Below are 13,695 nucleotides of genomic sequence, written 5' to 3' on the forward strand. Positions count from 1 at the left end.
GATGGTGTCGTACCCAACTTAGTCGTAGTGGAGCAGCCCGTGGCCCAGCGTTGGCGTGCGGCCGGCGAGCAGGTCGGTCAGCAGTTTCCAGAAGGCGTCGGCGGGCGGCGGGCAGCCGGGCAGGAAGTAATCCACCTTCACCACTTCATGGATCGGGTGTACCTTGTTCAGCGGCAGCGGCAGTTCCGGGTCATTGGGAATGCCGGCGCGGCCAAGCAGGTATTCGGTCTGGTACACCTCCTCAAGGATGTCGCGCAGGTCGAGGTGGTTGCGCTGGGCCGGCAGGCCGCCGTTAATGGCGCAGGCGCCCACCGCCACCAGGATCTTGCAGTTCTTGCGGAATTCGCGCAGCACGTGCACGTTCTCGGCGTTGCACAGGCCGCCTTCGATGAGGCCGAGGTCGCAGGGACCGCAGTGCTTGATGTCGGTCAGCGGCGAGCGGTCGAACTCGACCAGTTCCAGCAGCTTGAGGATGCGCTCGTCGATGTCGAGGAAGGACATGTGGCAGCCGAAGCAGCCGGCGAGGCTGGTGGTGGCGACCTTGAGCTTTTTCGCCGCGACCGGCGCGGCAGTCATGGGCGCGTTCATGGCGCGGTCTCCTTCAGGGGTTCCTTGACCTGTTCGTTGATCGGCGCCTTGTCGTAGCGGCGCTCGCCGATGGGCACGGCGAATCCCTTGCGCTTGGGCAGGATCACGCCGACCGGGCAGATATGGGCGGCGCGGTCGGTGAGAGCGAAGTTGGTGTCGGCCAGCCTGCCCGATTCGCTGTTGATGTGGATGCGGCGGCCGAGGATTCCGCGTCCGCCCATGGCGAAGACGTTTTTCTTGTCCACGTCGCGCGAGGCGGTGACGCACAGGCTGCACATGATGCAGCGGTTGAAGTCGAGCAGCACGTCGGGATGCGAGGCATCGACCGGGCGGTCGGGATAGAACATGTCGAAATGCGGCGACATCATCTTCAGCTCGTAGGCCGTCGCCTGCAGAGTGCAGTTGCCGCTCTTTTCGCAGGAGGGGCAGAAGTGATTGCCCTCGACGAAGAACATCTGCAGCAGGGTGCGGCGCTTGTCATCGAGTTCGGCGGTACGGTTCTCGACGCTCATCCCGGCCTGGGCTTCCATGGTGCAGCTGGAGCCGAAGCGGCCGTTGGCCTTGACGGTGCACAACTTGCAGGAGCCATGGGCCGGAAAATCCGGATGCCAGCACAGGTGGGGGATATACACGCCCGCCGCCTTGGCGGCCTGCATGATGGTTTGCCCCGGCGTGAAGGCGATGTCTTCGCCGTCGAGCTGAAAGGTCGGGCTCATGTCGTTTCCTCGTTGCTCAGGTGGGCGGCGGCATCGTCGCGCCCGGTCATCTGCCTGGCCTGCGACAGCGCGGCGTCGAGGTCGAAGGCCGGTTCGTAGTCGAGCGACTTCAGGCGCCGCTCGTAGGCCGGGCGGAACTTGTTGAGCGTGTCGAACACCGGGTTGCAGGCCGAGTTGCCCAGCCCGCAGTGGCTGGCGCCCTGCATCACGCGGTGCAGCTTGAACAGCTCGTTGATGTCGTAGGGCGAGCCCTGGCCGCGCGAAATCTTGTCCATCATGTTGCGTACCAGGGTCGTGCCGACGCGGCAGGGGGTGCAGAAGCCGCAGGACTCGTGGGCGAAGAAGTGGGCGAAGTTGCGCGCCACCTCGAACAAGTCGCGCGTCTCGTCGAAGACCATGAAGGCGCCGGCGGTGGGCAGGTCCTCGAAGGCGATCCTGCGGCCGAATTCTTCGGCGGCGACGCAAATGCCGGAAGGCCCGGAGATCTGCACCGCCTGCGAATCCGTGGCGCCGCAGTCCTCCAGCACCTGGCGCACCGTGACGCCATAAGGATATTCATAGATGCCGGGGCGCTCGCAGTCGCCGCTCACCGAGAGAATCTTGCTGCCGGCGGACTTCTCGGTGCCATGCCCCGCGTACCAGGCGCCGCCATGCGCGGCGATCAGGCAGGCTGCGGCAAGGGTCTCGACGTTGTTCACCGTGGTCGGCTGGTCGAGGTAGCCGCGCGTGACGGGGAAGGGCGGGCGGATGCGCGGCCGGCCGGGCTTGCCTTCGAGTGATTCGATCAACGCCGATTCCTCGCCGCAGACATAGGCGCCTGCGCCAAGGTGGATCTCGATATCGAAGTCGAAGCCCTTGCCGAGGATGTTGGCACCGAGCAGTCCTGCCGCACGCCGTGCCGCCAGCGTCGACTCCATGGGTTCCAGCAGGTAGCGGTATTCGCCGCGCAGGTAGATCAGGCCCTTCTTCGCGCCGACCACATAGCCGGCGATGCTCATGCCTTCGAAGACGAGGTCGGCATACGAGTTCAGTAGCACGCGGTCCTTGAAGGTGCCGGGCTCGCCCTCGTCGGCGTTGCACACCACGTAATGCGCCGGACTTCCGCCTGTGCCCACCGCGTTGCGGCAGGCCTCCCATTTCATGCCCGTTGAGAAGCCCGCGCCGCCGCGGCCGCGCAGCTTGCCGGCCTTGATTTCGTCGAGCGTGCCCTGCGCTCCGCGCTCCAGCGCCGTCTTCAGCGCCTGCCCGTTGCTCAGTTCGTGGCCGAGCAGGATGTCCTTGCGCCGGATGTTGTCCTCGACCTCGAACCATTCGGCCGGCCATTCGGCGACGGGCTTCTGCTCGCGGATCAGTCCGACCAGCTCGCCGAGCCGTGCCTGGGTCATGCGGGGTATGGCGCGGTAATTGACCAGAACCGCCGGGCCCTGGTCGCACATGCCGGTGCAGGACGTCGTGTTGACGCTGACCAGACCGTCCTCGGAAACACGGCCGGGTTCGAGCCAGAGCTTCTTGCACATCGCGTCCATCAGGTCGGTGTTGCCCAGCATGCGGTCGGTGATGTTGTCCGACCAGAGCACGCAATACTGGCCACGCGGCCGGGTGTGGAAGAAGCTGTAGAAGGATGCCGTGCCACTGACCTCGGCGCGCGGCCGGCCGATCCCGGTGGCGATGCGGCTCAGGGTGGCCGGCGACAGCCAACCCAGTTGCTCCTGGGTTTCTCGCAGGATCTGCACCAGGCGCGTGCCATTGCGATCGTGGCGATCGAGAACGGCGTCGATTCGGGAGAAATCGGTCATGGATGAACCTCGGATGAATGGCCTGCGGAACGGCTAGTGCATTGCAGCATATCGCCTTTAAATACATGCAGCTTAATCTGGATCAAGACTTCTCCTCGAACAGAACCTTGACGGCCGCGACCGCGTGAAGTTGATTGGCGCGAATGGCTGCGAAGCGGCAATCGGTGTCATATTACGTTTGTTATAATTTACCGATTTCCAAAGTGGGTAATTCACCCGACAGCAACGCGCGTCCGGCTGCAACAGGACCGGCGCGAAACCATCCAGACTACTTCATGGGCCCATCGAACCGCGCCTCCGCCGAGGGGCCTGAAGGCATCGCCGAGCCGATGTACTGGGTGCCATCGCGCCGCTTCCTGCGTCGCGCCATACTCGCCATCTGCGTCGGCGCCATCGGATTCCTTGCCGTGGTACTGCTCTACGCGCCAGAGCAGCATGCGCGCATGGTTGGGCCCGGTATTCTGCTGCTGGTCGGGGTGGCGGCGTGGATGTTCGAGGCGAGCGGACGGGTCAGGACCAGTGTGCTGGTGCTGGTCGTCGGTTCCTGGATCGTTGCCACGACGATTTGCGTCTTCAATGGCGGTGTGCGCACGCCGGTGGTAATTGCTCTTCCCTTGCTCGTCGTCATGGCCGGTTGGCTGCTTGGTACGCGCAGCGCAATGGTGATGGCGGCGCTCAGCATGACGGCCACCCTGGGCTTCGTCATCGCGGAATCGCGGGGCGTGCTGCCGGCGCAGCCGCCGACGCCGCCAGCCATGTACTGGGTGGTACAGGCCACTGTCATGGTGATCTCGGCCATCCTGATCCGCTTTTTCATAGGCTCGTATCGGCAGCGAATCGAGGAAGTGCGGGGCTTGAGCGGCAACCTCGCCCGGCTCGAGGCCGAGGCGGCGATGGCCGAGACGATACGCCGCAACAGCCACCTGCTGGACAGTACCGGCCGGATGGCCAAGGTCGGTGGCTGGGAACTCGACCTGGCGAGCCGCAAGCTGACCTGGACCACCGAAGTGTTTCGCATCCATGAGATCCAGCCCGGAGTTGCGCCCGCTGTGGACGAGGCCACCGGCTATTACGCCGCAGAAGCGCGCCCGATGATCGAGTCCGCCTTGCGCGATGCCACCGAGCGGGGCATTGCCTATGACCTTGAACTGCCACTTGTCACCGCCGGCGGCCGCCGTATCTGGGTGCGAACCATCGGCGAACCGCAGTTCGTCGATGGTAAGGTGCGACGCCTGAGCGGCACGATCCAGGACATCAGCGACCAGAAGCAGGCGGCGCAGGCCCTGAAGATCAGCGTCGATAACCTGCACCGCACGCTGGAGAGCATTGGCGAGGGCATCTTCGCCTATGACGGCCGCGACCCGAGCGGGCACCTGCTGTTCGCCAATGACGAATTCTTCCGCATCTGGAAAATTCCGCTGGAGGAGGCGCCGAATACCGGTCGCGCCGAGATCATTTCTGCGGCGCGCAAGCTGTTCATCGATCCGGATGCCGAAGTCGCCCGCATCGGCGAAATCCTCGCCTCGTCGACGCCCCACGAAGATCGCGTGCCGCTCAACGACGGCCGCATGCTCTTGCGTCGCAGCGCACCCATCATGGGCAACGGCGGCGTGTCGCGGGTCTGGACCTTTCGCGACATTACGAACGAGGAGCAGGCGCTGGTTGCATTGCAGGAGCGCGAGGAGCAACTGCGCCGTGCGCAGGAAATCGCCCACCTCGGCAGTTTCGACTGGGACCCTGTTTCCGGCGCACTGCGCTGGTCCGAGGAGCATTTCCGGCTGTGGGGCCTGGAGCCGGGCGTTGCGACGCCGGAATACGCGCTGTTCCGTGCCGGTGTTCATCCGGACGACGTGGCGCAGCTGGAGGCGGCTCTGCAGACGGCCATCGGGGGCGGGCGCTGGTACGACTGCAAACACCGGGTGGTCTGGCCGGATGGCGGCGTGCGCCACATTCACGGCCGCGGCGAGGTGATGTTCGACGGCAGTGGGCAGGCCGTACGCATGCTGGGTACCGTGCAGGACATCACCGAGCGCGTGGCGGCCGAAGAAGCCCTGATCGCCGCGCGCGACGAAGCCGACGATGCGAAGAAGGAGGCCGACGCAGCCAACGCCGCGAAATCCGAATTCCTCTCCAACATGAGCCACGAGATACGCACGCCGCTCAATGCCGTGCTCGGCCTGGCCCAGGTCGGCCAGCGCGAAACGGAAGGAGCGCCGGTGCGCCGATTGTTCGACCAGATGCTCGACTCCGGAAAACACCTGCTCGGCATCATCAACAACATCCTTGATTTCTCCAAGATCGAGGCCGGCAAGCTTTCGGTCGAAACGGAAGCCGTCAGCCTGCGGCGACTCACGGAACGCGTCCTGGGCTTCTGTGCGGCGCGCGCGGAGGAAAAAGGGCTGATCCTGCGCTTCGAACGTGGCGCGGATCTGCCCGAGGCCTTTCAGGCCGACTTCCTGCGACTGTCCCAGGTGCTTGGCAACCTGCTTGATAACGCGATCAAGTTCACGTCTCGGGGCGAAGTCGTGCTTGCGGTCGACCGGATTGGCGACACGCTGCGTTTCCGGGTGCGCGACACCGGAATCGGCATGAGCGCCGAGCAAGTCGCCCGTGTCTTCCTGCCCTTCGAGCAGGCCGACGGATCGACCACGCGCCGCTACGGCGGAACCGGCCTCGGGCTGGTGATCTGCAAGCGATTGGTGGAACTCATGGGCGGCACGCTGCAGGTCGAGAGCGCCGCCGGCAGCGGCAGCCAGTTCGAATTCGTGCTGCGCCTGGTCGCGGCTGCCGCGCCGGCAGCCGTCGATGCGGGTGACGTCCTCCCTGCAGTCGCCGACGTGACGCGTTTGACGCGGAGCCTCGACGGCATGCGCATCCTCGTCGCCGAGGACAATCCGGTGAACCAGGCTGTTCTCAAGGAATTGCTGGGGCAGGAAGGCGCGCAGCTGATCTGTGCCGACGACGGCTTGCAGGCGCTGGAACGCATTGCCGCCATGCCCGCGGACGGGCCCGACATAGTCCTCACGGACATCCAGATGCCGAACATGGATGGCCACCAGCTGGCCAGGCGCCTGCGCGAGTTGCATCCCTCGCTACCGGTGATCGGACTCACCGCGCATGCCTTTGCCGAGGAGCGCCAGCGCTGCTTCGACAGCGGCATGAAGGAGCACATGACCAAGCCGATCGAGTTGAACAGCCTGGTTCGCGTGCTGCGCCGGCATGCCCGTTGGTGGGCGCCGCCGGTGGCGGACGACATCGTGCCGCCAGCGACCGAAGCAAGTGCCCGTGGGGCGCCGGCTCTTGCGACAGGCGGCGGACTGGTGGACTGGGATGCCATGCTCGGCAAGTACCAGGGCCGCCAGGCCTTCGTAGACAAGCTGGTCGGCATCGCCCTCGCGTCGCAGGCGACGGCTCCCGTCCGGCTGCGCGACGCCGCCGGGCGGCTGGACTTCGACGCCCTTGCCTTCACCGCGCACAGCATCAAGGGCATGAGCGCCAATTTCAGCGCCGCTCGCTTGCACAGCTTGGCGGTGGAAACCGAAGCGGCCGCCCGCGAACGCCGCGACGATGCCGGGGCCATGGCGCTGCGCCTCGCGGACCTCATGGACGAGTTCCTCGCGGCACTTGCTGCCCGGATGGGCAAGGCGACGGGTGCCGTGCCGTCGGCCTCGTGACCGGGTTCCTGCGGCAGGAGCTCGGAGCCGGAAAGCAGGTCCGATACGCTGATCCGGCCGGATTGGTTGCTACCATGCGCGCTGCGCCCCGTCATTGCGAATTCACAGCGAGAAGACGCATTTCATGACTATCGACAGTCCCTTCGCCGCGCTCGGCAATGTCAGCGATACCGAAGAGGTGGAAGCCCAGGTGGACGCCATCGTCCGCCGCTTTGCGCCGGGACACGACCTGACGCGTGTCGATGCGGCCTTTTCCCTGCTGGATCGCGCCTTTGCCGGCGACCTGCCAGGCTACCAGAAGCTCAAGACCCTTTACCACAACCGCACCCACACCAACGAAGTGGTGCTGTGCACGGCGCGCATGCTGCACGGCATGCAGCTCGCGGGACAGGGGCTGGATGGCGACCATATCGACGCCGCACTGATAGGCGCCCTGATGCACGACGTCGGTTACCTGATGCGCGATGACGAGGCGAGCGGGACCGGCGCCCAGTTCACCGACAACCACGTGCTGCGCGGCGTAGAGTTCGCACGCCGCCACTTGCAGGATATGCCGGCCAAGTTAGTGGACGTGACGGTGAAAGTGATCCTGCTCACCGACCATCGCAAGCACCCGGACTGGGTGCGGCTGGACAACGTGCAGCAGCAACGGGCCGCCTATGCCACGGCAACCGCCGACCTGATCGGCCAGATGGCCAATCGCGAATACCTCGAACGCGTGCTGTTCCTCTACTACGAGTTCGAGGAAGCGCAAATGGGCGGCTTCGCCGACATCCACGACCTGCTGGAAAAGACCACTGCCTTCTACCGCGCCACCAAGACGCGCCTGGAGCAGGATCTGAATGGCTTGTCTGCCCATCTGGGTCGGCACTTCGACCAGCAGACCGGCATCGGGAGAAACTTCTACCAGGAATCGATAGACCGCAACCTGGGCTACCTCGAGCGCGTGGTCGCGGTCGAACGCGACCATCGCCTGGAACATCTGCGCCGTGGGCAAGTGGTTGAAAAGCTGCTGGATATGAAGGGCGGGAGATGACGACAAAGACATATTGCGCAAGGCGCATGGCCTGGCAGGAATCCTGATGGAGCGCATCACCATTTCGCTGGATGCCGACCTTGCCGCGGAATTCGACCGGCTGATCGCCGAACGCGGCTACCAGAACCGTTCGGAGGCGGTGCGCGACCTGCTGCGCGCCCACCTGGAAAGCTCCCGCCAGCTGCGCGGCGAGGCGACGCATTGCGTAGCCAACCTTTCCTACGTGTACAACCACCATGAGCGCGACCTGGCCGAGCGGCTGACGGCCTTGCAGCACGGCCAGCACGACCTTACCGTGGCGACGCTGCACGCCCACCTCGACCACGAGAACTGCCTCGAAAGCGTGATCCTGCGTGGGCCGACTGCCGCCGTGCGCGGCTTTGCCGATTCGCTGATCGCCGAGCGCGGCGTGCGCCACGGCCAGCTCAACCTGATCGACGTCGAGATCGACACCGGCCACGGCCACGGCCACGGCTACCGCCCCGCCGGCAGCGGCCATGGCCACGTCCATCTGAAGCCGAAAACCTGATCGCGCCGTGGCGGTTCCCGATCACCTCGTCCTCGCAGCGCGTGACCTCGTCGCCGGCGCCGCATGGCTGGAACGGCAACTCGGTGCGACACTCACCGGCGGCGGGAAACACGCGCGGATGGGCACCCACAATCGCCTGCTGAAGCTCGGCGAGCGCTTCTATCTCGAACTGATCGCGATCGACCCGCAAGCGTCGCCGCCGGGGCGGCCGCGCTGGTTCGACCTCGATCGCCTTGAGCTGCCGGTGGATCGTCCGCGCCTGATCCACTGGGTGGCGCGCAGCGACGACATCGTGCGCGACACTGCCGCATGCGGCGAGGCGTCCAGCGAAATCCTGGACATGGAACGCGGCGATTTTCGCTGGCGGATAAGCGTTCCTCGTGGCGGCAGCCTGCCGGGCGACGGCCTGGTGCCGACCTTGATCCAGTGGGATGTGCCGTTCCATCCCGCCGACCGGCTGCCGGGCGCGGATTGCGCGCTGATGAAACTGGAAGCCTTTCATCCCGGACCGGCGGATATTCGCATCCGACTCGCTGCGCTCGGCCTTGATACCCGGCTGGACCTGCAGCCCTGCGCTGCCGGCGAAGCGGCAGAAATGGTGGCCTACGTACGCTGCCCGCGGGGCCTCGTCGAACTCGATTGATGTGGCGCGAGGGCGTCAGTTCGCCGTGCCGCCGGCGGCGGCCAGTCGCGTGCCGCGCGCCAGCCAGTTGCCGAGCACGAAACTGGCGCCGATCAGGACGATCACGCCGCAACCGACCAGCAATTCCTTGCCTTCGTACCACTGGGCAATGTCCGCCTGCCGCCAGCGCGCGAGGCCGAATCCGGCGACGGCGAAGCTGATGGCGGCGACCATCAGCCCCATGACTCGCGAGGCGATGCGCGCGCGATGGTCGGCGCGGCGCAGCAGGCGGGCGATCCACAGGCCGTTGGCGCCGTCCGCCAGCAGCATGCCGGCGGTGAAGGCGAAGCCCAGGGCCAGGCTGTGGCCGACGCCGCCGTGCCGGGTCGCGGTCACGGCGAACAGCGCGGCTTGGCTCACGGTATCGAAGGACAGCGCGAACAGCGCGCCGACAGCGGCGATCGCCAGCGGATGCGAGGTCGCCTGCAGGCGGCTGAGCAGGCCGGCCTTGATGCCGAGCGGCGCCACGATGGCGTCGGCCGGGGCGGTGAGCACGGCATGCAGGTTGAGCAGGCCGAGCAGGGTCAGGAAGGCGATGGAAATCCAGGTGCCGAGGTCGTCGAGCCATTCCGGAACCTGCCAAGCGGCGGAGGCCAGGCCGACGCCCAGTGCGATCATCATGACCACGACGCCGTGGCCCAGCGAGAACAGCGAGCCGCACCAGCGGGCGCGTGCCGGCATGCAGCGCAGGTTGTGGCGGGTCAGGCCGTCGATGGTGGCGAGGTGGTCGGCGTCGAGACCGTGCTTGGCGCCGAGGATGAAAACCAGCCCGAGCAGGGCAAACCATTCAGTGGGCAGATCCATGTCGCGGGTCCTCGTTGGAAGTCGGTATGAAGTCTATTGAAAACCTCATACAAAATCCATGCCCGGCCGTAGCCACGGAACAACTGCTTGTGCACCAGTGGGTTAGCTGCGATCCATCGATCTTGGCCGGTTAGTCGCTATGCGGCGTTTTCAGACAAGCTAACCGCCGAATCAGTCCAGCCAGCGCACCAGGTAGTACAAGCGAAAGCCCTCGGACGAGCGCGACGGCCCCATCACCTCGGCGGCATGGAGGTTGCCCGCCGGGTCGGCCATGGCCAGCGCCGTGGCCTCGTCTGCCACGATATCGACGCAGGTCTCGGCAAAGCGTTTGCGCGATCCGCGCCGCGCATGGACCACGGCGAACTGCGCGCGCACCAGTTGCGGCGCCTCGGCATCCAGATACACGCCGCCCTTCATGGTGGGCTCCCGCGCAGCACGCGCAGATGATCCTGCAGCGGCGCAAACAGCGGTTCGAGGTGGCGCCGCATCAGTGCACCGACCGCGCTGGTTCGGGTCAGGATGGGCGCGGCGGAGGCGTCCGACAGGCCCGCCAGGGCGGCCATCGCCTGCGCGTCCGGCAGGCGCTCTCCCTTCATGTGGGGCGGAACTTCGAGCCCGCGCAGCGCGGCGAAATAGTTGCCGACGATGTCCAGCAGCAGGTACACCGCGTCCGGTGCCGGCGGTTTTTCCATGACCAACTCGGTCGCCGCGAGGAAACTCTGGCCGCTCGCCGAGCGGCAACGGGCCAGCAACCGCGCCCAGGGTTCGCCGGCCGCAGCCAGCGCCAGGAGGTCGCCCGGCAGCTCGCGTGGCGTGCCGCCCGGCAACGCATCCGGACGGTGTTCGAGGAAGCCGATGAAGTAGTGTGGGCGGCGCCGGGCTTTCGCCCAGAGTTGTTCGGCGGCGGTGTCGTCGAGCAGATCGGCGCCGATCACGGCGCGGATCGAATGCATGGCGAGGATCGGGTCCTCCTCGAATGGCAGGTGTTCGATCAGGAATCCGGCCAGCACCGGCCCCATCCTTCCCTGCCGCACGGCGGCATGTTCGAGCATGCTGCGCGCCACTTCCATGGTCGGCAGCGCCCACCAGGCGCGGCGCGCCAGTTCGTCGTCAAGAGTCGGCGCCAGCGCCACGGCGGTGACCGCCTCCGGTTCGCCGAGCTTGAGCAGGGCGGCCAGGTTTTTCGGGCTGGCATGCCCCATGCGCGTCCAGTGCCGCAGGTGCACCGGGTAGCCACCGGGCGAATCCAGGGCATGGCCACCGAGCAGTTCGCGCACCCGCATCAGGTACAGGTCGGCGCGGCAATTGCGATTCAGCGTGATGCGCGCCTCGCCCTTCGGTGTCAGCGCATGCAGCGTCATCGTTCCCTCGTCGATGCGCACCGCGTGCAGCTCGCCGGCCAGCAGGATATTGAGGCGCAGTGCGTCCTCGGCGGCGAGTTCGGCCTTCAATTGAGCTGGATCCTGAGGCCCCAGGGTACCGGCGCCTTGCCCTTGACCAGCCAGAGCACCGGGTAGTCCGGTGCCAGTTTGGGAAAATCGCCCTCGGCGTCGGTGAAATACACCAGGGCATCGGGCCGCGCGCCTACGCCCTCGATCCAGTCGAAGACCGGCGCGAACGAGGTATCGCCGCCCCCTTCGAAGCGGCGCGGCAGGTGCAGCTCCTGCCAGGGCTCGCAGATCCAGGGTGCATCGGGTGCCAGCGCCGCGTCACAGGCAAGCAGGCTGATGCGCACCGGCAGCGTACCCTTGAGCGCGTTGAGCTCGCCGACGAAGGCGGCGAGGTCGGCGTCGGAAATCGAGCCGGAGGTGTCGAGCGCCACCACGATGTCGCCGGCGCGGCTGCGCAGGCTGGGCAGGAGGGCGTCGCCCGGACTTTCCCCGCTGCGCCGCGAGGGCCGCGCCCAGCTGTAGTCGTCGCGCGCCGCCTGCGACAGGTATTGCGCCAGCGCCGCGCGCCACGAGACTTGCGGTGCCAGGGTGGCGTCGGCGAGGCGGGCAAGGATGGCGGAGAGCTTTCCCGACTCGCGCGCGCGCTGCGCGGCGGCGGCGAGATGCCGCTGCCATTGCTGCTGCAGTTGGTCCTTTTCCCGCGCCGACAGCGGGGGCGGTGGCGCTGCCGCGGATTCGTTCGCCGTGTCGCCAGCGCCGACTTTCTGCGGGGCATCGTTGCCTGAGCCTTCTCCGCTTCCGCCCTGGCCATCCCCCTGCCCACCGTCGTCGCCGTCCCAGGCGTGGTCGTCCAGGGTTTCCTGGTCGAGGCTGTCGTCGAGGCAGGGATAAATCTCTTCGGCGGCCATGCCGTGGTACAGGCTCAGCACCTGCGCTCCGGGCGGCGGCTTGAGGCCTTCGTCCAGCAGCAGCGGGTTGACCGCGAAGTCGCAGGCCAGATCCCACAGCCGCTGCACCCGGTGGCCGCGCCGCGCGAAATGGCCCAGCGCACAATGCAGCGCCTCGTGGGCCAGCGCGAACCGCACCTCGGCCGCGCTCAGGCCGGCGATCCATTGCGGGTTGTAGTAGAGCTTGCGCGCGTCGGTGCCGGTGGTGCGGCACCATTCGCCGGCGGCGACCAGCGGCAGGCGCAGCACCAGCGCGCCGAGGAAGGGCTTGTCCAGGATCAGCCTCGCTCGTGCGGCGGCGAGCATCGCCGCGGCGCGGGTGGCGGCCGGTTCCGGGACTTCAGTCATACAGCATCAGGTCGGCCACCGCATGGGCCCAGCCGGAGAACTGCGGCACCGCGAACAGCTTGGCGCCGACGCCGCGATGCAGGTCGGACACCAGCATCACGCCCATCTCGCGCAGGGGCAGGCGTTGCGCGTAGTCGAGGATGTGGCCCCAGACCTCGGCCGCCTGCGGCGTATCGCGGGCGCGCAGCGCACGGCCGACGAGGGCGGCGGCCACGGCGTATTGCAGGTCGATTTCGGTCGGCACCGCCGCCGGGCGTCCGGCGACGATGGCATCGAGGTCGGGCAGGCGGTCGACGCTTTCCACGTAGGCTGCGCACTCGATCCCCGCCGCCTGGCCGACGCAGGCCGCCAGCGCGCCGCCGAGCAGGTCGAGGCGGTCGCCGAACTTTGTCAGTGCACGATGCGCGAACTCCCACGAGCGCGGGCTGGGAAAGGCCATTTCACCGGCAAGCGAGCGTGCCGGGTCGAAGTCGAAGATCAGTTCCGGCTTGAAGCGCAGGAAGCCGATGATGCGCTCATCGATGCCGCTGGCGTAGGCCCAGCTCACCCAGTCGTCGAGGTTCACGTCCAATTCGAAGTGCGAAAAGCGGTTGGCCAGCGGCGCCGGCATGGCATAGGTGACGCCGCGGTCGCCCTGGCGGTTGCCAGCGGCGAAGATGGCCCAGCCCGCGGGGATGTGGTAGTCGCCGAGGCGCCGGTCGAGGATCAGCTGGTAGGCGGCGGCGGCCACGGCGGGCGGCGCCGAGGTGATTTCGTCGAGGAACAGCACGCCGCGCGGACCGTGGCGCGTCGCGTCGGGCAGCAGCGCGGGCACCGCCCAGTCAACCGTGTCGCCGGTGCGAAAGGGGATGCCGCGCAGGTCGGAAGGTTCCATCTGCGAGAGGCGCAGGTCGATCACCGGCACGGCATGGCGCGCGGCGACCTGGGCCACGATCTGCGACTTGCCGACACCGGGCGGACCCCAGAGCATGACCGGCGTGTGGTGGCCCTCGGCGGTGCTGAGGAATTCGCGTTCGAGGACGAAGGAAAGTTGTGCGGGACGCATCGGCAGGGTCCGGAATCGTTGGGTTCGCAAAAAATCGGCGGGGAGGTGCGGTACCGCGCGCGCCGGGCGGATAGCCTAAACGAATTCCGCGTCACTTGATTTAAAACATATTTTTATCAATGGCTTGAAAAAAGTAATC

Annotated in this window: 12 protein-coding genes; 4 read left to right on the plus strand and 8 right to left on the minus strand. The window is 66.8% G+C overall.

The annotated features are described in order from the left end of the window. Window positions 1–18: 18 nt before the first annotated feature. From J0M27_RS14995 to J0M27_RS15005, 3 genes are read right to left on the minus strand one after another with little or no spacing between them, the layout of a single operon-like run. Complete coding sequence (locus tag J0M27_RS14995; RefSeq protein WP_294993309.1) at window positions 19–588, minus strand: NADP oxidoreductase; 570 nt, start codon at window positions 586–588, stop codon at window positions 19–21. Continuing rightward, window positions 585–1,304, minus strand: a complete 720-nt coding sequence (locus J0M27_RS15000; RefSeq protein WP_294993312.1) for a 2Fe-2S iron-sulfur cluster-binding protein — start codon at window positions 1,302–1,304, stop codon at window positions 585–587. Before J0M27_RS15000 ends, J0M27_RS14995 begins: the two co-directional genes overlap by 4 nt. Next, on the minus strand, window positions 1,301–3,100 hold the full coding sequence (locus J0M27_RS15005) for an NAD(P)H-dependent oxidoreductase subunit E (RefSeq protein WP_294993315.1): 1,800 nt from the start codon (window positions 3,098–3,100) through the stop codon (window positions 1,301–1,303). The genes J0M27_RS15000 and J0M27_RS15005 overlap by 4 nt, the downstream gene beginning before the upstream one ends. 275 nt (window positions 3,101–3,375) lie before the next feature. On the opposite strand from J0M27_RS15005, the gene J0M27_RS15010 reads away from it, so the two are divergent. From J0M27_RS15010 to J0M27_RS15025, 4 genes are all read left to right on the plus strand, one after another. Further along, window positions 3,376–6,774: an ATP-binding protein gene (locus J0M27_RS15010; protein WP_294993318.1), complete on the plus strand. Its 3,399-nt coding sequence runs from the start codon at window positions 3,376–3,378 to the stop codon at window positions 6,772–6,774. A gap of 124 nt (window positions 6,775–6,898) precedes the next feature. Beyond that, window positions 6,899–7,810, plus strand: a complete 912-nt coding sequence (locus tag J0M27_RS15015; RefSeq protein ID WP_294993321.1) for an HD domain-containing protein — start codon at window positions 6,899–6,901, stop codon at window positions 7,808–7,810. Between the two features lie 46 nt (window positions 7,811–7,856). Then, window positions 7,857–8,339, plus strand: coding sequence for a nickel-responsive transcriptional regulator NikR (gene nikR / locus J0M27_RS15020; protein WP_294993324.1), 483 nt, complete (start codon window positions 7,857–7,859; stop codon window positions 8,337–8,339). 7 nt (window positions 8,340–8,346) lie between these two features. Further along, a complete protein-coding gene (locus tag J0M27_RS15025) occupies window positions 8,347–8,982 on the plus strand; it encodes a VOC family protein (RefSeq protein ID WP_294993327.1) in 636 nt (211 codons plus the stop codon). Window positions 8,983–8,997: 15 nt separating this feature from the next. Here the strand turns inward: J0M27_RS15025 and J0M27_RS15030 are convergent, their stop codons facing one another. The 5 genes from J0M27_RS15030 to J0M27_RS15050 form a co-directional block, all read right to left on the minus strand. Further along, window positions 8,998–9,825 carry a nickel transporter gene (locus J0M27_RS15030; RefSeq protein ID WP_294993330.1) on the minus strand — a complete coding sequence of 276 codons (828 nt, stop codon included), beginning with the start codon at window positions 9,823–9,825 and terminating at the stop codon, window positions 8,998–9,000. Between the two features lie 171 nt (window positions 9,826–9,996). Beyond that, the gene (locus J0M27_RS15035) at window positions 9,997–10,242 is read right to left on the minus strand and encodes a hypothetical protein (RefSeq protein WP_294993333.1); all 246 of its coding nucleotides are present in this window, start codon (window positions 10,240–10,242) and stop codon (window positions 9,997–9,999) included. Further along, window positions 10,239–11,276 carry a hypothetical protein gene (locus J0M27_RS15040; protein ID WP_294993336.1) on the minus strand — a complete coding sequence of 346 codons (1,038 nt, stop codon included), beginning with the start codon at window positions 11,274–11,276 and terminating at the stop codon, window positions 10,239–10,241. Before J0M27_RS15040 ends, J0M27_RS15035 begins: the two co-directional genes overlap by 4 nt. Then, window positions 11,273–12,511, minus strand: coding sequence for a VWA-like domain-containing protein (locus J0M27_RS15045; RefSeq protein ID WP_294993339.1), 1,239 nt, complete (start codon window positions 12,509–12,511; stop codon window positions 11,273–11,275). Before J0M27_RS15045 ends, J0M27_RS15040 begins: the two co-directional genes overlap by 4 nt. After that, complete coding sequence (locus tag J0M27_RS15050) at window positions 12,504–13,556, minus strand: MoxR family ATPase (protein WP_294993342.1); 1,053 nt, start codon at window positions 13,554–13,556, stop codon at window positions 12,504–12,506. Before J0M27_RS15050 ends, J0M27_RS15045 begins: the two co-directional genes overlap by 8 nt. Between the last annotated feature and the right edge of the window lie 139 nt (window positions 13,557–13,695).

This window comes from Sulfuritalea sp. (assembly GCF_017302275.1).
In the GTDB taxonomy this organism is placed as follows: domain Bacteria; phylum Pseudomonadota; class Gammaproteobacteria; order Burkholderiales; family Rhodocyclaceae; genus Sulfuritalea.

Excerpts from the sequence above, each read along its gene's own strand:
- J0M27_RS14995 (WP_294993309.1), bottom strand. The coding sequence starts at position 588 with ATGAACGCGCCCATGACTGCCGCGCCGGTCGCGGCGAAAAAGCTCAAG.
- J0M27_RS15000 (WP_294993312.1), bottom strand. The coding sequence starts at position 1,304 with ATGAGCCCGACCTTTCAGCTCGACGGCGAAGACATCGCCTTCACGCCG.
- J0M27_RS15005 (WP_294993315.1), bottom strand. The coding sequence starts at position 3,100 with ATGACCGATTTCTCCCGAATCGACGCCGTTCTCGATCGCCACGATCGC.
- J0M27_RS15010 (WP_294993318.1), top strand. The coding sequence starts at position 3,376 with ATGGGCCCATCGAACCGCGCCTCCGCCGAGGGGCCTGAAGGCATCGCC.
- J0M27_RS15015 (WP_294993321.1), top strand. The coding sequence starts at position 6,899 with ATGACTATCGACAGTCCCTTCGCCGCGCTCGGCAATGTCAGCGATACC.
- nikR (WP_294993324.1), top strand. The coding sequence starts at position 7,857 with ATGGAGCGCATCACCATTTCGCTGGATGCCGACCTTGCCGCGGAATTC.
- J0M27_RS15030 (WP_294993330.1), bottom strand. The coding sequence starts at position 9,825 with ATGGATCTGCCCACTGAATGGTTTGCCCTGCTCGGGCTGGTTTTCATC.
- J0M27_RS15035 (WP_294993333.1), bottom strand. The coding sequence starts at position 10,242 with ATGAAGGGCGGCGTGTATCTGGATGCCGAGGCGCCGCAACTGGTGCGC.
- J0M27_RS15045 (WP_294993339.1), bottom strand. The coding sequence starts at position 12,511 with ATGACTGAAGTCCCGGAACCGGCCGCCACCCGCGCCGCGGCGATGCTC.
- J0M27_RS15050 (WP_294993342.1), bottom strand. The coding sequence starts at position 13,556 with ATGCGTCCCGCACAACTTTCCTTCGTCCTCGAACGCGAATTCCTCAGC.